This is a genomic window from Tsuneonella sp. HG094, from assembly GCF_053819285.1.
In genome coordinates this window covers 1,801,995-1,819,584 of sequence record NZ_JBSORA010000001.1, presented here as the reverse complement: position 1 = coordinate 1,819,584, position 17,590 = coordinate 1,801,995, and the positions used below count along the sequence as shown (strand labels likewise).

Here is a 17,590-nt window from a genome sequence, read left to right as displayed (position 1 = left end):
AGCGACGGCCGGACCCTTTTGCAGGCTGGCAGGTTTGTTCCTCATCAGCTTCAACCGCCGGAGTTCCGCCATGTCAGACCCTGGGGTGCGCGCCGCGCCGCTCGCCAGCCCGATACACGCCATCCTGCTGGCCTTTCCGGTCGCGCTCTATCCGGCCGCACTCGTCAGCGACGTCACCTACTTGCGCACGTCCGTGATCCAATGGACCAACTTCTCGCAATGGCTGATTGCAGGTGCGGACCTGCTTGCGGGCCTGCTGCTGGCGTGGGCGCTGGTGTCGTTCTTCTTCGGCCGTGCCCGCCGCGCGCGTGGTCGTGGTGCGCTTTACCTGCTGGTGGTCGCGGCGATGTTCGTGATCGGAGTCATCAACGCATTTCAGCATTCGAAGGACGGCTGGGCCTCGGTCGGCACCGCGGGTGTCGCGATGTCGGTGGTCTGCACCGTACTGGCGCTTGTCGCCGCCTTTCTCGTCCATTCCAAAGCCGTCGTCCGGGAGTATCGCTCATGACGCGCCTGCCGCTCCTGTCGCTTCCGCTGCTCGCACTCGTCGCCGCCTGTTCGCCCTCGTCGGAAGGTCTCGACCAGACCGGCGGATCGCCTGCGCTGCCGCGTCAGGCAAACAGTCTGGTGCCTGCGATCGCGATTGCCCCGCCGGCAGGGTGGGGCGGCGAGATGCCGACCGCGCCGCAAGGGTACACCGTCACCGCGATTGCCAAGGACCTGAAGATCCCGCGCCAGATGCTCGTCCTGCCAAATGGCGACGTGCTGGTGGCCGAAGGTTCGGGCGGCAAGGCGCCCAAGCTGCGCCCGAAAGACGTGATCGCCGGTGTCTTGAAGGCGCGCGGCAAGAGTCCGGTCAAGGGCGGGGACCGCATAACGCTTCTGCGCGACAGCAACGGTGATGGGCAGACGGACCTGCAGACCACTTTCATCTCCGGCCTCGACGCGCCTTATGGCCTCGCATTTGTGAACGGCGCAATCTATGTTGCCAACCAGGGCGACCTGATGCGCTTCCCCTATACCGAGGGCGCGACAGCCCTGACCGCGCCGGGCGAAAAGGTCACCGACCTGCCGGCGGTCATCAACCATCACTGGACCAAGTCGCTCGCTGCCAGCCCCGACGGGTCGAAGCTCTATGTCGGCATCGGATCGAACAGCAATGTCGGCGAACGGGGAATGGACGCGGAGGAAGATCGTGCTGTCATCTGGGAGATCGATCCCGCGACCGGGAGCAACCGAGTGTTCGCGAGCGGTATTCGCAACCCCACCGCGTTGGCCTTCGATCCGTGGGGCAGCCGGCTGTGGTCGGTCGTCAACGAGCGCGACGAACTCGGTCCCGAGCTGGTGCCCGATTACCTGACTTCGGTGCGCGATGGCGGATTTTACGGCTGGCCGTACAGCTATTACGGCCAGACCGTCGACCCGCGGGTTCATCCGCAGAAGCCGGAGATGGTGAAGAAGGCTCTGAAGCCCGACTATGCGCTGGGCAGCCACGTCGCCGCGCTCGGCCTGTCGTTCGCAACCGATGGCGGGATGGGCGGACGCTTCGCAGAAGGCGCATTCGTGGGCCAACACGGAAGCTGGAACCGCGACGACCGTTCGGGCTATCGAGTCGTCTTCGTCCCGTTCAGCGGAGGGCGGCCCTCCGGCAAGCCGATCGACTTCCTCACCGGCTTCCTGAAGGATGGAAAGGCGCGAGGGCGACCGGTCGGCGTGTTGTTCGATGCGCCGCGCGGGCGCCTGCTGGTCGCCGATGACGTGTCCAACACGGTTTGGAGTGTCACTTTCAATCGCCCGCGGCCGCCATCCACGTCGAGCAGCACCTGATTCAGGGGCGCGCTCACAGTTCTGTCACCAAGCGTTTGGGCTAATCGGCGCCACCTGCTAGGGGCCGCGCCGCAATGATCACGATCGACAACCTTACCGTGCGGCTGGGCGGGCGCGCCATTCTGCAGGACGCCTCCGCCGCCATTCCCACAGGCGCACGCGTAGGACTTATCGGGCGCAACGGCGCGGGCAAATCCACGCTGATGAAGGCCTTGATCGGGGAACTCGAGCCGGACCAGGGATCGATAGAAATGCCCCGGCGATCGCGCGTCGGTTATGTCGCGCAGGAAGCGCCCAGCGGATCGATCACGCCGTTCGATGCGGTGCTGGCGGGCGATGCCGAGCGGGCAAGCCTGCTTGCGGAGGCGGAGACCTGCACCGACATGGATCGGCTGGGCGACGTGCATGACCGGTTGCTGGCGATCGATGCCTACGCAGCTCCGTCGCGGGCGGCGATCATCCTGACCGGGCTGGGTTTCGACGAGGAGATGCAGGCGCAGCCTCTCGATACTTTTTCGGGCGGCTGGAAGATGCGGGTCGCGCTCGGCGCGCTGCTCCTGTCGAATCCCGACATCCTGTTGCTGGACGAGCCATCGAACCACCTCGACCTCGAAGCGACGCTATGGCTCGAGAGCTTCCTGAAGTCGTACCAGGGCACACTGGTTGTCATCAGTCACGAACGTGACCTGCTCAACAACGTGGTCACCGCGATCCTGCACCTGCAGGATGGAAAGGTGACGCTGTACCCCGGGGGTTACGATGCGTTCGAGAAACAGCGCGCCGAACGCGCCGCGCAGCTGGCGGCAGCAAAGGCTGCGCAGGATGCTCAGCGCGCCCGGCTGCAGGACTATGTCGCGCGCAACAGCGCCCGCGCGTCGACCGCCAAGCAGGCGCAGTCGCGCGCCAAGATGCTCGCCAAGATGCAGCCGATCGCCGCGGTCATGGAGGATCCGAGCCTCAGTTTCGATTTCCCGAGCCCCGACGAGATGCGCCCGCCGCTGATTACGCTTGATCTCGCGGCGGTCGGATATGGCGACACGCCGATCCTCCAGCGACTGAACCTGCGGATCGACCCCGACGATCGGATCGCGCTGCTCGGCCGGAATGGCAACGGCAAGACAACGCTCGCGCGTCTGCTGGCCGCCCAGCTCGCACCGATGGACGGGGCCATGCAGGCTTCGGGACGGATGCGGGTGGGCTATTTCACGCAGTATCAGGTCGAGGAATTGTCGTCCGACGGCACTCCGCTCGACCATATGACGCGGGCAATGGAGGGCGCGACGCCCGGCGCGGTGCGCGCGCAGCTCGGCCGGTTCGGATTTTCCGGTCACCGGGCCACGACGCGGATCGGCACCCTTTCAGGCGGCGAACGCGCGCGGCTGGCGCTGGCGCTTATCACCCGCGATGCGCCGCACCTCTTGATCCTCGACGAGCCGACCAACCACCTCGACGTCGATGCGCGCGAAGCGCTGGTGCAGGCGCTCAATGCCTTCGACGGCGCGGTCATCCTCATCAGTCACGATCGCCACATGGTCGAACTGACTGCGGACCGGCTCGTCCTTGTCGACGGCGGCACGGCGAAGGAATACGCCGGCAGCATCGAGGACTACATCGACTTCATCCTGGGGCGGAACCAGCCGCGTGCAGCCGATGGCGGCAAGGCGAAGAAGGACAAGCGCGCGTCGGGCAAGGATCGCGAGGCCCTGCGCCTCGCCCGCAGCAACGTGACGGCAAGCGAGAAGGCGATGGCGCGCCTGCAGGGTAAGCTCTCAGCGCTCGACGCGTCGTTGGCAGGTCCCGCCGCCGCCAGCGCCTCGGCCAGCGACCTCTTGCGCGAGCGGGCGACCGTCGCGGCCGAGCTTGAGGAGGCCGAGCTGCAATGGCTCGGTGCGCAGGAGATGCTGGAGAAGGCGGAAGCCTGACCGGGATGCGAACCCGCCTCAGCGTCTGCGCGCGCAAGCGGCGTTTCGGTTCAGAGGGCGAGGCGCTCGCAGCGGCTGGGACAGCTAACGCCGCATTGCGGCATTACCGCTGCGATCGCTGCGGTGCATTTCATCTCACCAGCCGCCGTAAGGGCAAGCGCATTCCCCGCCCCGCGGCGGCTTTAGGGACCGGGCTGTGAGCGGGATCATACTGTTCAACAAGCCCTATGGCGTCCTCTCGCAATTCACCGACGAACGGCAGGGCGCGCCGCGCCCGACGCTGGCGCAGTTCATCGACGCGCCCGGATACTATCCGGCCGGTCGGCTCGATTTCGACAGCGAGGGGTTGCTGGTGCTGTGCGACGACGGCCGGATGCAGGCTCGCATCGCCGACCCGCGCTTCAAGCTGCCGAAGACCTATCTCGCACAAGTCGAGGGCGAGCCCGACCCGGCGGCGCTGGATGCGCTGCGGCGCGGGGTCAGGCTCAAGGATGGCCAGACCCGGCCCGCAGATGCCGAGCGGCTGGAAGACCCGGCCCTCTGGCCGCGCGATCCCCCAATCCGTTTCCGCAAGTCCGTGCCCGATAGCTGGCTGCGCCTGACGATCACCGAAGGCCGCAATCGCCAAGTTCGCCGCATGACCGCCGCGGTCGGCCATCCCACCTTGCGGCTCGTCCGCTGGTCTGTCGGCGAATGGTCGGTTGGCACGCTGGCACCGGGAGAATGGCGCCGCACCTGATACGGCGGGTCAATCCGGCTCGCTCTGGGCCAGACAGCCGCGATTGACGAGGTCGACGATCAGCACGGCGACGTCGGGCAATGCGAGTTCGTCAGGCTCTATGACGATTGATGTCTTTTCGCACATCCGCTCTGCGACCCGCGCTACCGGGCCGCGACAGGTGAAGGATACGCCATCGACGAACAGTTCCACCGCGTTGCCTTCCTGTCGGACGAAAGAGAAGCGGCTCGCGGGATTGCGGTCGAACAAGCACGGGCCACACCCGGCGGTCAGGTCCGCAGCGGTAATTTGGTCCTCCGGAGTCCAGTCCAGCAACTCGTCCTTGGGTTCGGTGACGTAACGACCGAACCAAGAGGCGAACGCTGCCCGGTCTCCCAGCGCGCCCATCACCATATCCTGCAGGCGCACGAGGGCAGTCGCCGAAATCTCTCCGGGATTGGCATCGGCAGGCAGGCCAGAATCGGTGTAGCGGTCGTCCTCGTCCAGCGTGTCGAGCACGTGGTCGGTCCAGGCAGAGGCGAGATCGCCGCGCGAGGGGGCGCGAAAGCCGACCGAATAGGTCATGCAGTCGTCTCCCACCGCCACGCCATCGTGCGCGAAACCGGGCGGGACGTAGAGAATGTCGCCCGGTTCGAGCACCCACTCTTCCTGCGTCTCAAACTCGGCGAGCAGGCGCAAGCCGTCGTGCGGAAGAAGGGGGGTTGTGTCGTCGCACCGCTGGCCGATCCGCCAGCGCCGCCGGCCGAGGCCCTGCACGAGGAAGACATCATAGTGGTCGAAATGCGGACCCACGCCGCCGCCGTCGCTGGCGTAGCTGACCATCACATCGTCTATGCGCCAGTTGGGGATGAAGCGGAACGGCTCGATCAGGGCGGCGACCTCAGCCACGTGATGGTCGACGGCCTGAACGAGCAGCGTCCACGGGCACGCACCAAGCTCGCCGAACCGGTCTGGCGCGAAGGGACCATGCTCAAGCTCCCATTTGCCGGGCGCGGGCTGCCGTACCAGCCGCGATTCGACCTCCGGCTCGCAGGCGAGTCCCGCCAGCTCGTCCGGCTCGAGGGGGTTCGACCACTCTTGCCAAGCATTCCTGAACAGGATCGGGCGCTGCTGCCAAGTATCGCGAAGGAAAGCGGCGACATCCAAATCACGCAACGCTGACACTACGGATCGAGCCTTTCGTCGGCTTCGGCCATCAGATCCATGAAGTTGCGGGCCGCGTCCCGGTCGGCCGGATCGGGAAATGCGACATCGAGGTCAGGCGCAGCTCCAAGCATATACAGGACCGACCAAAGGGCGAACCGTTGCCCGCGATCGCGTGACAGGCCGAAATCGACCTGCATCTTCTCGATCCCCGCCGCCCTCGCGCTTTCGGGCAGTGATTCGGCAGAGTCGGTCCCGAAATAGCGATAGAAAAGGTCGTCGAAATTCATCGCGGCGCGCTACCACGACCGCGTGGCAGCGTCACGCCATCGCGGTAGCAACGTCGAGCCGCGGTATCGCGACCGAGCGGCGACCGGAGAAATCGGTACGCACGACGACTAGGTCGCTCTTTTCCAGATGCTCGAGCATACGCCGTGCCCGCCCGATCGACCGGGTGCCGTAGAGGACCGCGAGCCTTTCGTCGTCAGGGCAGGGTGCGCCGGCGATGGCAGCCTTTCCGATCGCCAGGAAGGGCGCCATCAATTCGGCAGGGATCGTATCAGCGAGGCCCATCAGGCGGGCATCCTGCTCATCCGGCTCGCCGAGTTCGAGGCCCGCAAGCGCGCGCGAAAAACTCCTGCGGAACTCTGCAGCGTCGAGTCCGGGGCTTTTCAGACCGCGCATCCGGCACCGCACGGTGAAATCCTGAAACACCGCGGCCGAGGGCAGGTAGGTGCAACCAGCCTCACCCGCCATCTCCTCCAGCACGGCGCGGACGACAGCCGCGGACTCTTCCGGCGACAAGTCCGGCTGCGGTGCGATCTCGGCGGCGATGTCCTGGCGCGCCATCGACGCTTGGAGCGAGGCGGCGCCAGCCGGCGCGGGCGAAGGTTCTGCCGCGCCCCAGAGATCGGCCTGCGCGGGCGGCGTCACAGGTGCGGCGTGGAGCAGAGCGGACATGTCGTCGCCATTCGCGAGTGGTGGCGGCGTAAGCCCTGCAACGGTCGACTTGGCGCGCGTCTGCACGCTGCCGATCCTCACGGCGACGGGACGGCGACTGATCGCCGGACCGAGCCCCAGGAAATGGCCACGCTCGAGATCGCGGATCTGTTCGGCCTGTCGCCGCTCCATCCCGAGCAGGTCCGCCGCGCGCACCATGTCGATGTCGAGAAAAGTGCGCCCCATCAGGAAATTCGAAGCCTCTGCGGCGACATTCTTGGCGAGTTTCGCCAGCCGCTGTGTGGCAATCACCCCAGCCAGTCCGCGCTTGCGGCCCCGGCACATCAGGTTCGTCATCGCCGCGAGCGAACTGCGACGCGCATCGTCGCTTACCTCGCCCGAAGCGGATGGGGCGAACAACTGCGCCTCGTCGACGATCACCAGCGCGGGATACCAGTGCCGATCCGGCGCATCGAACAACGCGGACAGGAACTGCGCGGCGCAGCGCATCTGGTTGTCGATCTCAAGCCCGTCGAGCGCGAGCACGACCGAGGCGCGATGCTCGCGCGCTCGCGCTGCCAGCCGCGCAATCTCGGTATCCGAATAGGCAGACCCGTCGATGACCACATGGCCGAACTCGTCGGTGAGACTCACGAAGTCGCCTTCGGGATCGATAACGACCTGCTGGACGATCGCGGCGCTCTTCTCGAGCAGGCGGCGGAGCAGGTGCGACTTGCCCGATCCGCTGTTGCCCTGGACCAGCAACCGGGTCGCGAGCAGTTCCTCGATGTCGAGGTAAACGGATGCACCGCTGGCGTCGGCCCCGAGATCTATCTGATTCTTCACCCGTCATTCGTAGCAAGCTCGGCCGCTCGCTCACCTCGGGTAATCGGGTTTTCCGCAGCTTTGGTCGAAACGGCGCGAGTTCGGAACCGGCGAGCCGCCAACTGGACAAGCTGCGGCCCTTGCGCGATGGATCGGCAGCAGATCGACGGGAGAGGCCGACAATGCGCGAGAACGACAGGGTGCGGATCGAGCTTGGCAATGATGGCGTCGCCCAGGTACGCCTCATCCGCGCGGACAAGATGAACGCGCTCGATGACGAGATGTTCGCGCGCCTGATCGAGGCGGGCCAGTCGCTCCACGACATGAAGGGGCTGCGTGCGGTCGTCCTTTCTGGCGAGGGGCGGGCCTTCTGCGCCGGGCTCGACCTGTCGAGCATGGGGCCGGACCGGTCGAACAAGCCGCCGCTGACCGAGCGCACCTATGGCAATGCCAACGGGCCGCAGCAGGTCGCAATGCAGTGGCGCAAGCTGCCGGTACCGGTCATCGCCGCGATCCACGGCGTCTGCTTCGGCGGCGGCCTCCAAATCGCCAGCGGTGCCGATGTCCGCGTGGTTGCGCCCAACACGCGGATGTCGATCATGGAGATGCGCTGGGGCCTGGTGCCCGACATGGGCGGTTATGCCTTGTGGCGCGGCCTGGTGCGCGACGATGTGCTGCGCGAACTGACCTACACCAACCGCGAATTCTCCGGCGCTGAGGCGCACGCGCTCGGCCTTGCGACATACGTCGAAGCCGATCCGCTCGCCCGCGCGACGGCGATCGCGGCGACGGTCGCCGATCGCAGTCCGCATGCCATTCGCGGGGCCAAGCGTCTGGCGAATGCCATGTACGACAAGACCGGAAGCGACCTGCTCATGGCCGAAAGCCTCGAGCAGCATCAATTGCTGCGGTCGAAGAACCAGATGGAAGCGGTCATGGCGGGGCTGGAGAAACGCTCCGCGCGCTATGAAGACGTCTGATCAGCCGAAGATCGCGGCAGCCTGCATTCCGGCGAGGACCTGAACGCCGTCGGCGTTCCACAGGCGCAGACGCTCGCTCGAGTAGCCGTGATCGGCATGGTCGCTCGCAGTTTCGGCGAGGAACCAGCCGTCGCGGGTCGCGGCTGCCGGATCGAGCAGGTTGAAGCTCCAGTTGATCGACGACAGGGTGCCTTGCCGCCGCATGGCGCGCATCGACCCCGGCGGCAAAGCGTCGCCGAGCACGATCGCCTGCACCACCGGGTCGAGATCCTCGCGGTCCTTGAGGCGGACCCACCGGCGCACGATCGGGGTGCCAGGCCCGGTCTCCGCCTGCGCGCGGCGGATTTCCATGTTCTGCGTGAAGAATTGCGGTCCGCCACCGCCGACGTCCTCGGCATCTTCGGGCGGGCCGGGCCACGGATCGGCCTTGCCGGCCGGGTGCAGCGCATTCGCCTCTCTCGTGTCGCCGAACAGCATCAGCGAAGTGAGGGCCAGCTTGCCGTCCGATGCGATGTCGCTGCGGACCTGGGTCACGTTGCGGCCTTCGCGCACGACAGAGACCGTAAATACGAGGTTCTCGCCCACCGGGGCGACAAACCCGACCTGCGCGCCGCGGAAGGGTGGAAGGTGCGGCAGCGCCTTGCGCGCCGCCACCAGTGCGAGCGCGGTCGACGCTCCTCCGAACAGGGTGCGGCCCTGCATCCATCTGTCGGCAGCAGGCAACAATACCGGACGATCATCGGCGGGCACTACGTCGACAAGATTGGCAAATCGCATAGGGAAGGGGGCATAGCATTGAGCGAACCGTCGTCCAGTATCTAGTTGCCAATCGGCACTCAATCCCGCGGTGGTGCAAGCGCGGCGATCATTCGTTCGCACGGCGTTGCCATGCGCCGAGCAAGGCGCTAGGGGGCCGCTTCCCCGTTTCGAGCCGCCACGCTCGGACGGGGACGAGGCCCGATGGCGGAGTGGTTACGCAGAGGACTGCAAATCCTTGCACGCCGGTTCGATTCCGGCTCGGGCCTCCAGTTTTTCGCCCCTCGCGGCGGATTGCAGCAACGCTGCGCCGCCGCTAACGGGGCACCGGAGTGCCGCTTTAGCTCAGTTGGTAGAGCACATCATTCGTAATGATGGGGTCACAGGTTCGAGTCCTGTAAGCGGCACCACCTCTCATCGCTCCCTCGCCTGCGCGCCGATAGAGCGGTCGGCTAGTAAGTTATTCGGAGCAAAATGTTATTTGTTTGGTAACCATGATTGGGCATGGAATCGATCCCATGTCGATCGCAGCGCCCGCCACCGTTCTCATCGCGGATGACGAACCCCTTCTCACCGAGTTGCTCGAGTTTCGCCTGGGCGCGCGTGGGTACGAGACCGTCGTCGCGCACGACGGTCGCGAGGCGCTCGCAAAGCTGGAAGAAGCTCAGCCGCAGGCGGTGGTGCTCGACATGATGATGCCGGTCCATGACGGGCTGGAAGTCCTGCGCAGGATGCGGGCGAGCGAGCGTCACGCCGAGACGCCCGTCATCATGCTGACGGCGCGGCGCGGTGAGGCGGATGTGGTCGGCGCGCTGGAACTGGGTGCGAACGACTACCTCGTGAAACCTTTCCTCCCGGAGGAGCTTCTTATCCGGCTGGCGCGCTTGCTGGCCGGCAAGAAGGTTTGATCGTGGCTCAGAAGTTGTTTGCCTTGGCGACCGTCATGGCGGCCATGCTGGCTGCACCCGTGGCGGCGCAGGAGCAGAATTCCTACGAAGCGGGCGTCGCTGCGCGCCAGGCCGGCCAGCCCTCCGAGGCGCGGCGCCTGCTGTACGAGTGGCTCGCCGCCCACCCCGACGACGTGGATGCGAAAGTGCAACTGGCCTACGCCGAGCTAGCGCTCGGCAATCTCGAAGCCGCCGAAGCTGGCTTTGCGGACGTCTTGCGCGCGGCCCCCGAATACAGCGACGCGCGTGAGGGCCTGGCGCTGGTCGCAGCGCGGCGGAGCACCGGGCCAGCATCGGCGCGCGGCTTTGTCCTGGTCGAAGGCGCCTTGAGCGATTTGTCGGGCGGCGCTCGCAACTGGTCCGAAGTCGCGGGTGAAGTCCAGGTCCCCGCAGGTTCGGTCACGCTGGGCGCGCGCGCCGGCTGGTATCGCCGGTTCGGCCTCGACGATCTCGAGATGACCGGGCGCATCGGTCTCCACCCGTCCAAGAACGTGTGGCTTCGGGCGCACGTCGGTGGAACGACCAAGGCCGATTTCCGCCCCGAACTCGATCTGGGCGGCGGGATCGACGTGCGCCTTGGTGACCGCAGTTCGACCGTCCTGACATTCGACGGGTCCTGGCAGCGTTTCCCGGTGCAGGACGTGGTGACGATCAGCCCCGGCGTGATCCAGTACCTTGCGGGCGGGAAGGCGTGGTTGACGCTGCGCGGCATCGGTGTCGTGGCCGACAGCGGCCCGCTCGAAGTGGGCGCGCTCGTCCGGGCTGACTATCAGCCAAACGACGGTTGGCGGTTGTTCGGCGGAGCGGCAAACGGCCCCGATACCGATCTCGGCGTCGTCACCCGCGTCACCAGCGTGTTCGGCGGGGTCGAAGCGCCCCTTGGCGACCGCTTCGGACTTAACGGATCGATCGCTTGGGACTGGCGCGATGGCGGCTTTGATCGCACCGAATTCCGGCTGGGCCTGAAGGCACAGTTTTGACGACGCTCACATCGCTGTGGGAGGCGTCGCTGCTGCTGTGCGCGGTGGCACTGTTGGGAGTGGCCGCATTGCTGCTCGCGCGCGTTATCAGCGAAGGCCGCGTCGCCCGTCGCGAGGCAATGCGCCGCCAGTTGCTGCCCGCGCTGCTCAAAGGCGATACTGTCGAGACCTCGGACCGCGGGCTTGCGCGCAAGGTGGCCGCCACGCTCACCATCGAACTTGCCGAACTCGTGCGTGGGAGCGACCGCGAGGCGTTCGTCAACGCGGCCGAAGCAACGGGCGCGGCCGACGAACTCGCGCGCAGGCTGCGCTCGCGCACCGCGCAGGACCGCCTCGTTGCCGCGGAGGCGCTCGCGATGTTCCCGTCGCGCCGCGACGCGGTGGCCAAGGTCGCGCGGGAGGATCGCAACCCCGACGTCCGCCTCGGCGCTACGCTGGCGTTGGCAGGCGAGGGCCGCGCGCCCCCGATTGCCGATCTAGTGCGCAAGCTCGGCATCGGCTCTGAAGAAAACTCGCTGCTCGTCGTCTCGCTCATGCGCGATTTCGTTCGCACCGATCCCCACGCGGTCGAAGCGCTGCTCTACAATCTCGACGTGCCCGATGCCGCCAAGCTCGCTGCAACCGATGCACTGGCCGAAAGCGGCGCGGTCGATCACGCCCCCCTGGTCGCATGGATGGCGGAAGCGTCGGGCGAGGAGACGGACCTGCGACCGCGCATCTTCCGCGCGCTTGGCCGGATCGGCCATCCAGCGGGACACGAGGCGATCCTGTCCGGCCTCGACAGCGATGCCTGGTTCGTGCGTGCCTCCGCAGCCGAGGCGGCGGGTCGCTCGCGTATCTCGGCCGCCGCTGAACGCCTCGGCGAACTGCTCGACGACGAGCAGTGGTGGGTCCGGTTCCGCGCCGGGCAAGCGCTGACGAGGCTGGGTTCGGCCGGCCAGCTCGAACTTCACCATGCGGCGATCGGGTCCAACCCGGTCTCTCGCATCGCGGCGAAGACCACCCTTGCCGAGCAGGGCCTGCGATGAGCGCGCCGTTCACTACGGAAGCGGCTGCATGGATGGTCGCCTCGGCCGAGGCAATCGCGCTGGTCGTGATCGTGACCGGGTTGCTCCAGGTCGGATTCTACATCGTCCAGTTGATCTTCGCTGCCTTCGCGCTGTCGAGCCGGCCACCCGTGCCGCGTGGGGCTACGCTATGGCGCCGCTATTCGGACCAGGCCCCGCCGATCTCGGTCCTGGCGCCCGCGTTCAACGAGGAGTTGACCGTCGTCGAGAGCGTGCGCTCGCTCCTCGCCCTGCAATATCCTGATTTCGAGGTGCTGCTGATCAACGACGGGTCGAAGGACGGCACGCTCAAGCGAGTGATCCAGGAATTCGGCCTCGAGCGAGTCGATCGCTATGTCGATGACGCGGTCAGCCACGCCCCCGTGCGTGGCTTCTACGCCAGTCCTGCGCTGCCGCGGCTGCTGGTGATCGACAAGGAGAACGGCGGCAAGGCCGACGCGCTCAACGCCGGCATCAACGCCTGCCGGACCTCGCTGTTCTGCGCCATCGACGCCGATTCAATCCTCGAATCCGACGCGCTGCTGCGCGTTGTCCGACCGTTCATCGACGAGCCCGACCTGACGATCGCGGCGGGCGGAACGATACGCATAGCGAACGGCTGCACGATCGATACCGGCCGCGTGACCGCAGTGCGACTGCCGACCAACTTCCTCGCGCTCGTGCAGATCATGGAATACCTGCGCGCATTCCTGATGGCCCGGCTTGCGCTCGGCAAGATGCAGGTGCTGACGGTGATTTCAGGCGCATTCGGCCTGTTCAAACGCCAACGCGTGGTGGAAGTCGGCGGCTACAGTCACGCGACCGTGGGCGAGGACATGGAACTCGTCATCAAGCTGCATCGTCACATGCGCGACCTCAAGCAGCGGTACCGCATCGAGTTCATCGCCGAACCTGTCTGCTGGACCGAGTGCCCCGAGGACGTGAAGGTCCTCGGACGTCAGCGCAGCCGCTGGCAGCGCGGCGCGCTCGAGTGCTTCGCCAAGCACAAGGATATGTGCTTCAACCCGAAGTACGGCCGTGTCGGCTTCATCGGCTTCGGCCAGATTCTTCTCGTCGACGTGGTGGGACCGCTGGTCGAGGTGATCGGCTACATCCTCATCCCGCTGCTCTACGCGCTCGGGCTGCTGGCGCTGCCGTGGCTGCTGGCGTTCCTTTCGGTCACGTTCACCTTCGGCATTTTCGTGAGCGTCGCGACATTGATCCTCGAGGAAGTGCAGCTTCGCCGTTTCCCGCGTGCGCGCGAGATTGCAATCCTCGCGGTCGTCGCGGTGGTCGAGAATTTCGGCTACCGGCAGCTGTCGAACATCTGGCGCCTGCAGGGTTGGTGGCAGTTCGTCCGCAAGCAGCAGGGCTGGGGCACGATGACCCGCAAGGGCTTCGGCGGCTCGACCGCGGCCTAGAGCGCCGCCAGCCGTCCCAGCAGGCGGTTTGCCGCCGGTTTCAGTTCGCCGCCTGTCTCGGCCGCTTCTTCCAGTTCGAGCGCAGCGGCGCCGATTTCGGGATGACCGAACATGCCAGCGTTGCCTGCCAGTGTGTGCGCACGCCGGGCGATCGCCGCGCGGTCGCCGTCTGCCAGCGCCTTTTCGATCGCGGCGCGCTCGTCCGCGGCGCGGCTGGCGAAGCGCTGCGAGAGTTCGGCCAGCTTCGCCGCGAGCGCGGCCGACGGGCGTTCGCTCACAGCAAGTCCCTGACCTGGCCCGCGAGGCTCATCGGATCGAACGGCTTGGCGATCACGCCCACCGCGTCGAGCGTGGCGAAATTCTGGATCTCGCTCTTCTGTGCACGCGCGGTGACGAAGGCGACCTTAAGGTCGGCGGTGGCCGCGTCTTCACGCAAGCGGGCGAGAACCGCGGGACCGTCCATCCCGGGCATCATCACGTCGAGCAGCACGATATCGGGCCGCCACTCCGATATCGTCGCAAGCGCGGCTTCGCCTCCAGAAGCAGTCCTTACGTCGAATTCGGGGTCGAGCCCGAGCGACATCTCCGCGATCTCGCGGATGTCGGGTTCGTCGTCGACGTAGAGGACACGGGTCATGCGGCCTCTCGGGCGGCTCGGGCGACGAGCGCCATGGTGGTTTCGACGAGGGTGTCGAAGGAGGTGCGGCTCTTGACCATCACGGCATCGACTCCAGAGGGGGCATGCACGTCATCGTGCGCCGAGAAGACGACGATCGGCAGGCCCGGAGCGATCTTGCGCAAGGCGGGAATGAGGTCGAGCCCGTTATCGGGCGGTACGACAACATCGACGATCGCGCCCGCATAGCGCCTCGCTTCGACTGCCTGGCGCGCCTCCGCCATCGAGGCGACCGAATGGATCGTGGCGCGGCCTGAAAAGGCGCTGGCGACCACCGACAGGCAATCGCGATCATCATCGATGTGGAGAACCAGCGGCAAGCTCTCGTCCACCTCGCCGACCGCGATGTCTTCGCAGGTAGCAAGCGGCAGTTCGAAGAAGAAGACCGACCCGCCGCCTTCGCGGTCGGAGAAGCCGACGGTGCCTGCGTGCCGTTCGCCGATCTCGCGGGCGATCGCTAGGCCGAGACCGGTCCCGCCCCGTGCACGGCTGTCGGAGCCGTCGGCCATCGCGAATTTACCGAAAATCCGGTCGCGGAAATCGTCAGGCACGCCCGCACCGCGGTCGCGTACCTCGATCCGTGCCTTGCCGTTCTTGGTCAGGAGGGCGAGGTACACCGTCTCTCCATCGGGCGAATGCTTGACGGCGTTGGAAACGAGGTTGGTGAGCAATTGTTCGAGCCGGTCGGGGTCGCCCATCACCGAGATGGGCCAAGGCGGCATTTCGGACACGATCTCGACCCCGCGATCGGCCCCGAACGCCCGGTTGGAGGTCGCGGTGCGCACGATAAGCGGTCCGAGAGGCATGCGGCGCAGGTCGAACTGCATCTTGCCGGATTCGATCTTTTCGATGTCGAGGATGTCGTTGATCAGGCGGATCAGCCGTTCGCAGTTGTTGTGCGCGATCTGGACCAGCCTCGCGGCCTTGTCGTTGAGCCCGCCGACCGCACCCGAGGCCAGCAGCCCGAGCGAACCGCCGATCGACGTCAGGGGCGTGCGCAATTCGTGGCTGACGGTCGAGACGAACTCGGTCTTCATCGCCTCGATCCGCTTGCGTTCGGTCACGTCGCGAATCACCGCGACGTAACCCATTTCCTCGTCGTCGGCGAAGCGGCTGATCGAAACGTCGGTGGCGAGCGTGGTCCCGTCTGTCCGCCGCCCAATGAACTCCTGCTGTGCTCCCGACCCCTTAGCGCCCGCCGACCCCACGTGACGGAGCCACGCCTTGCTTTCCTCGATCGTCGGCGGCGTGGCCATCAATCTGGTGTTGTGCATTCCCACGAGGCTTTCGGGTGTATGACCGAACAAGCGGGTAATGCTGGGATTGGCTTCGCGAATATAGCCTTCTGCATCCAAGACGAGCATTCCATCGACCGCGCTTTCGAAGGTCGCGCGGTTGCGATCGCTGAGTGCACGCACGCGCACGAGCGCGGCCTGGCGCTGGCTGAGGGTCCGCCACACTACGAAGCTGAAGATGGTGAGCAATATCGCCAAGCCGACCAGCGTTAGGTTGATGACCCGCTCGGTCTGCGTGCGCGCATCGGTACGGGCGCGGGTGAGGTCGGTGAGTCGCGCGGCCTCCTTGCGGTCCAGTCGGCTGATCTCGGTACGGATCGCGTCCATCAATCGCTTGCCTTCGCCGGCGGCAACCAGTTCCCGGGCCTCGACAGACTGGCCTTGTTCGACGAGTGCCACCGTCCGGGCGGCGAAAGCCATCTTGGCATCTTCAAGCCGGGCTAGCCGGCGATACTCGTCACTCACATCGCCGCGGGCCGCTAGTGCTTTCTGTCGCGCCTCGATCCGCTGGCGCGCCGAATCGTAGGGTGCGAGGAACTCGTCATTGCCGGTAATCACATAGCCGCGCTGGCCCGCTTCGATGTCCTGCAAATCGGAAAGCGATTGGAGCAGGTCGGCACGCACCCCGACCAACTTCTCGAATGCGGAACGCAGGGCGCGATTCTGCGCGAACTCCTCCTGAACCTGAAGGAACACGACGAGTAGGCCCATGGGAACCGCGATGAGCAGCAGTGCGGCGAGCGCGCGCCGACGGACGAAGCGACCAGTCATGAAACGTGCCTAACACACGGTTATGACCGATCCATCAACGCCTTGCCGCGAATTTTGCTTCGCCGATCAGCTTGCCCTGCGGGTGAGTTCGTCCCGGTCGAGGATCTTAATCTCTCGCCGCGAGGAAGTGGCGATAACGCCGTCATTACGAAACCGGGTGATCTGGCGGCTCACCGTCTCGATTGTCAGGCCGAGCACGTCTGCAAGCTGCTGGCGCGACAGCGGCAGGGTGATGCTGTTCAGCGCGGGACCCGCGTCGCTGCAGGTCGCCGGGGTCATCCTGTCGGACAATTCGAGCAGGAAGGTCGCGAGCTTCTGCTCGGCATTCATGCGCCCGAGAAGGAGCATCCACTTTCGCGTCCGGTCGAGTTCGCCAAGCGTGCGCTCGAGGAGCTTGTGTTCGAGGCGCGGGTGCTCGCGCGCGAAACGATCGAAATCGGCGCGTTCGAACACGCACACCTGGGCGTCCGTCAACGCTTCGACGCCGTATGGGGTGGACGACCCGAACGGGCGACCGAGGAAGTCCGAAGGATAGGCGAGGCCGACGATCTGCTCGCGCCCATCGCGCGTTCCCGACGAGAGTTTGAGCACCCCGTCAATCACGTTCGCGACCAGGATCGCATCGTCGCCTTCCCACAGCAACTGTTCTCCCGCCGCCAGTTTGCGGCGGCGGCCGATGCGGTTGAGCAGGCCGATCTCGCCTTCGTCGAGGTCCGCGCAGATCGCGCGATTGCGGACGGCACAAGCCTGGCAGAAATTGACCGTGCGCTGGTCCGGGGTGAAATCCATCAGCGCCATCCTATGGGCCCTTGCGGCTGTAGCCAAGACACATTGCCGGACCGAATCGCCACTGGCGACCGCGGCCCGGCGCCCCATATACGCGCCATGACGCTGCACAACGAACTGGTCTTCGCGAGCGACGCCGAGATCGCCACGATTGCGGGCGGGGTGTTCGTGCTGCTCGCGCTCGTCTGCCTGGTCATGGAGCGGCGACGGATGGGTGCGGCCGCAATCGACCGCATCGGCTGGGTTCCCTGGACCGGCCTGTTCCTGATGTGCGCGGTCTTTGCCGGGGGCCTGCTCGCCTTGGGAGTGCCGGCGATGCTGCGCGGCTAGGCGTTGCGCGAGCGCGCACGCATATCGTTGAACGACTGCATGAACAGCGCTTCGAAATGGTGCCGGCGATCCTGACCGCGACGCCCGCTCAGGCGTGGCCGGGTCTGGTTGGTAAACTGGAAGAGTCTGCGAAGCATGGGGTCCATCCTGGGTACCCCACGTCTATGCCAGATTCCGCGCCGGCTCCCTTGTAGGAAGCCGACGGAG

The 17,590-nt window shown here is 66.2% G+C and carries 19 protein-coding genes and 2 tRNA genes; 12 read left to right on the top strand and 9 right to left on the bottom strand.

The window, feature by feature from the left end:
* Positions 1 to 70: 70 nt before the first annotated feature.
* The 4 genes from ACWPMX_RS09205 (at position 71) to ACWPMX_RS09190 (ending at position 4,488) form a co-directional block, all read left to right on the top strand.
* A complete protein-coding gene (locus tag ACWPMX_RS09205) occupies positions 71 to 508 on the top strand; it encodes a DUF2231 domain-containing protein (RefSeq protein ID WP_455699731.1) in 438 nt (145 codons plus the stop codon).
* Positions 505 to 1,827 carry a PQQ-dependent sugar dehydrogenase gene (locus tag ACWPMX_RS09200; RefSeq protein ID WP_455699730.1) on the top strand — a complete coding sequence of 441 codons (1,323 nt, stop codon included), beginning with the start codon at positions 505 to 507 and terminating at the stop codon, positions 1,825 to 1,827. Before ACWPMX_RS09205 ends, ACWPMX_RS09200 begins: the two co-directional genes overlap by 4 nt.
* Positions 1,828 to 1,901: 74 nt before the next feature.
* Positions 1,902 to 3,749 carry an ABC-F family ATP-binding cassette domain-containing protein gene (locus ACWPMX_RS09195; protein WP_455699729.1) on the top strand — a complete coding sequence of 616 codons (1,848 nt, stop codon included), beginning with the start codon at positions 1,902 to 1,904 and terminating at the stop codon, positions 3,747 to 3,749.
* Positions 3,750 to 3,945: 196 nt separating this feature from the next.
* The gene (locus ACWPMX_RS09190; protein WP_455699728.1) at positions 3,946 to 4,488 is read left to right on the top strand and encodes a pseudouridine synthase; all 543 of its coding nucleotides are present in this window, start codon (positions 3,946 to 3,948) and stop codon (positions 4,486 to 4,488) included.
* Positions 4,489 to 4,497: 9 nt separating this feature from the next.
* On the opposite strand, the gene ACWPMX_RS09185 is transcribed toward ACWPMX_RS09190, so the two are convergent.
* Genes ACWPMX_RS09185 through ACWPMX_RS09175 form a run of 3 tightly spaced genes read right to left on the bottom strand, consistent with a single transcriptional unit; the run spans position 4,498 to position 7,416 of the window.
* Positions 4,498 to 5,643: a JmjC domain-containing protein gene (locus ACWPMX_RS09185; protein WP_455699727.1), complete on the bottom strand. Its 1,146-nt coding sequence runs from the start codon at positions 5,641 to 5,643 to the stop codon at positions 4,498 to 4,500.
* 8 nt (positions 5,644 to 5,651) lie between these two features.
* The gene (locus tag ACWPMX_RS09180; protein ID WP_455699726.1) at positions 5,652 to 5,921 is read right to left on the bottom strand and encodes a hypothetical protein; all 270 of its coding nucleotides are present in this window, start codon (positions 5,919 to 5,921) and stop codon (positions 5,652 to 5,654) included.
* A gap of 31 nt (positions 5,922 to 5,952) precedes the next feature.
* Entirely contained in the window at positions 5,953 to 7,416 is a 1,464-nt protein-coding gene (locus ACWPMX_RS09175; RefSeq protein WP_455699725.1) for a helicase HerA domain-containing protein, read from the bottom strand.
* Between the two features lie 161 nt (positions 7,417 to 7,577).
* Here ACWPMX_RS09175 and ACWPMX_RS09170 point away from each other — a divergent pair, with 161 nt between their 5' ends.
* Entirely contained in the window at positions 7,578 to 8,375 is a 798-nt protein-coding gene (locus ACWPMX_RS09170) for a crotonase/enoyl-CoA hydratase family protein (RefSeq protein ID WP_455699724.1), read from the top strand.
* Here the strand turns inward: ACWPMX_RS09170 and ACWPMX_RS09165 are convergent, their stop codons facing one another.
* On the bottom strand, positions 8,376 to 9,077 hold the full coding sequence (locus ACWPMX_RS09165) for a thioesterase family protein (RefSeq protein ID WP_455699723.1): 702 nt from the start codon (positions 9,075 to 9,077) through the stop codon (positions 8,376 to 8,378).
* Positions 9,078 to 9,329: 252 nt separating this feature from the next.
* Between ACWPMX_RS09165 and ACWPMX_RS09160 the strand changes: the two genes are divergently transcribed.
* From ACWPMX_RS09160 to ACWPMX_RS09135, 6 genes are all read left to right on the top strand, one after another.
* Positions 9,330 to 9,403, top strand: a tRNA-Cys gene (locus ACWPMX_RS09160).
* A 62-nt stretch (positions 9,404 to 9,465) separates the two neighbouring features.
* Positions 9,466 to 9,541: transfer RNA gene (locus ACWPMX_RS09155), tRNA-Thr, on the top strand.
* A 108-nt stretch (positions 9,542 to 9,649) separates the two neighbouring features.
* Positions 9,650 to 10,039, top strand: a complete 390-nt coding sequence (locus ACWPMX_RS09150) for a response regulator transcription factor (protein WP_455699722.1) — start codon at positions 9,650 to 9,652, stop codon at positions 10,037 to 10,039.
* A gap of 2 nt (positions 10,040 to 10,041) precedes the next feature.
* Complete coding sequence (locus tag ACWPMX_RS09145; protein ID WP_455699721.1) at positions 10,042 to 11,058, top strand: YaiO family outer membrane beta-barrel protein; 1,017 nt, start codon at positions 10,042 to 10,044, stop codon at positions 11,056 to 11,058.
* Complete coding sequence (locus tag ACWPMX_RS09140) at positions 11,055 to 12,086, top strand: HEAT repeat domain-containing protein (RefSeq protein ID WP_455699720.1); 1,032 nt, start codon at positions 11,055 to 11,057, stop codon at positions 12,084 to 12,086. The genes ACWPMX_RS09145 and ACWPMX_RS09140 overlap by 4 nt, the downstream gene beginning before the upstream one ends.
* Positions 12,083 to 13,525, top strand: a complete 1,443-nt coding sequence (locus ACWPMX_RS09135) for a glycosyltransferase family 2 protein (protein WP_455699719.1) — start codon at positions 12,083 to 12,085, stop codon at positions 13,523 to 13,525. The genes ACWPMX_RS09140 and ACWPMX_RS09135 overlap by 4 nt, the downstream gene beginning before the upstream one ends.
* Here ACWPMX_RS09135 and ACWPMX_RS09130 read toward each other — a convergent pair.
* The 4 genes from ACWPMX_RS09130 to ACWPMX_RS09115 form a co-directional block, all read right to left on the bottom strand.
* Positions 13,522 to 13,803, bottom strand: a complete 282-nt coding sequence (locus tag ACWPMX_RS09130; protein WP_455699718.1) for an Hpt domain-containing protein — start codon at positions 13,801 to 13,803, stop codon at positions 13,522 to 13,524. The genes ACWPMX_RS09135 and ACWPMX_RS09130 overlap by 4 nt on opposite strands.
* Positions 13,800 to 14,162, bottom strand: coding sequence for a response regulator (locus ACWPMX_RS09125; protein WP_455699717.1), 363 nt, complete (start codon positions 14,160 to 14,162; stop codon positions 13,800 to 13,802). Before ACWPMX_RS09125 ends, ACWPMX_RS09130 begins: the two co-directional genes overlap by 4 nt.
* Positions 14,159 to 16,267 (bottom strand): ATP-binding protein, encoded by a 2,109-nt coding sequence (locus ACWPMX_RS09120; protein WP_455699716.1) that lies wholly within the window; start codon positions 16,265 to 16,267, stop codon positions 14,159 to 14,161. The genes ACWPMX_RS09125 and ACWPMX_RS09120 overlap by 4 nt, the downstream gene beginning before the upstream one ends.
* A gap of 66 nt (positions 16,268 to 16,333) precedes the next feature.
* A complete protein-coding gene (locus ACWPMX_RS09115; protein WP_455699715.1) occupies positions 16,334 to 17,056 on the bottom strand; it encodes a Crp/Fnr family transcriptional regulator in 723 nt (240 codons plus the stop codon).
* A 96-nt stretch (positions 17,057 to 17,152) separates the two neighbouring features.
* Between ACWPMX_RS09115 and ACWPMX_RS09110 the strand changes: the two genes are divergently transcribed.
* Positions 17,153 to 17,383: a hypothetical protein gene (locus ACWPMX_RS09110; protein WP_455699714.1), complete on the top strand. Its 231-nt coding sequence runs from the start codon at positions 17,153 to 17,155 to the stop codon at positions 17,381 to 17,383.
* Here the strand turns inward: ACWPMX_RS09110 and ACWPMX_RS09105 are convergent.
* Positions 17,380 to 17,520, bottom strand: coding sequence for a hypothetical protein (locus tag ACWPMX_RS09105; protein ID WP_455699713.1), 141 nt, complete (start codon positions 17,518 to 17,520; stop codon positions 17,380 to 17,382). The two genes, ACWPMX_RS09110 and ACWPMX_RS09105, sit on opposite strands and share 4 nt — an antisense overlap.
* Between the last annotated feature and the right edge of the window lie 70 nt (positions 17,521 to 17,590).

Excerpts from the sequence above, each read along its gene's own strand:
- ACWPMX_RS09205 (WP_455699731.1), top strand. The coding sequence starts at position 71 with ATGTCAGACCCTGGGGTGCGCGCCGCGCCGCTCGCCAGCCCGATACAC.
- ACWPMX_RS09200 (WP_455699730.1), top strand. The coding sequence starts at position 505 with ATGACGCGCCTGCCGCTCCTGTCGCTTCCGCTGCTCGCACTCGTCGCC.
- ACWPMX_RS09195 (WP_455699729.1), top strand. The coding sequence starts at position 1,902 with ATGATCACGATCGACAACCTTACCGTGCGGCTGGGCGGGCGCGCCATT.
- ACWPMX_RS09180 (WP_455699726.1), bottom strand. The coding sequence starts at position 5,921 with ATGAATTTCGACGACCTTTTCTATCGCTATTTCGGGACCGACTCTGCC.
- ACWPMX_RS09170 (WP_455699724.1), top strand. The coding sequence starts at position 7,578 with ATGCGCGAGAACGACAGGGTGCGGATCGAGCTTGGCAATGATGGCGTC.
- ACWPMX_RS09165 (WP_455699723.1), bottom strand. The coding sequence starts at position 9,077 with ATGCAGGGCCGCACCCTGTTCGGAGGAGCGTCGACCGCGCTCGCACTG.
- ACWPMX_RS09150 (WP_455699722.1), top strand. The coding sequence starts at position 9,650 with ATGTCGATCGCAGCGCCCGCCACCGTTCTCATCGCGGATGACGAACCC.
- ACWPMX_RS09135 (WP_455699719.1), top strand. The coding sequence starts at position 12,083 with ATGAGCGCGCCGTTCACTACGGAAGCGGCTGCATGGATGGTCGCCTCG.
- ACWPMX_RS09125 (WP_455699717.1), bottom strand. The coding sequence starts at position 14,162 with ATGACCCGTGTCCTCTACGTCGACGACGAACCCGACATCCGCGAGATC.
- ACWPMX_RS09120 (WP_455699716.1), bottom strand. The coding sequence starts at position 16,267 with ATGACTGGTCGCTTCGTCCGTCGGCGCGCGCTCGCCGCACTGCTGCTC.
- ACWPMX_RS09115 (WP_455699715.1), bottom strand. The coding sequence starts at position 17,056 with ATGGATTTCACCCCGGACCAGCGCACGGTCAATTTCTGCCAGGCTTGT.
- ACWPMX_RS09110 (WP_455699714.1), top strand. The coding sequence starts at position 17,153 with ATGACGCTGCACAACGAACTGGTCTTCGCGAGCGACGCCGAGATCGCC.
- ACWPMX_RS09105 (WP_455699713.1), bottom strand. The coding sequence starts at position 17,520 with ATGCTTCGCAGACTCTTCCAGTTTACCAACCAGACCCGGCCACGCCTG.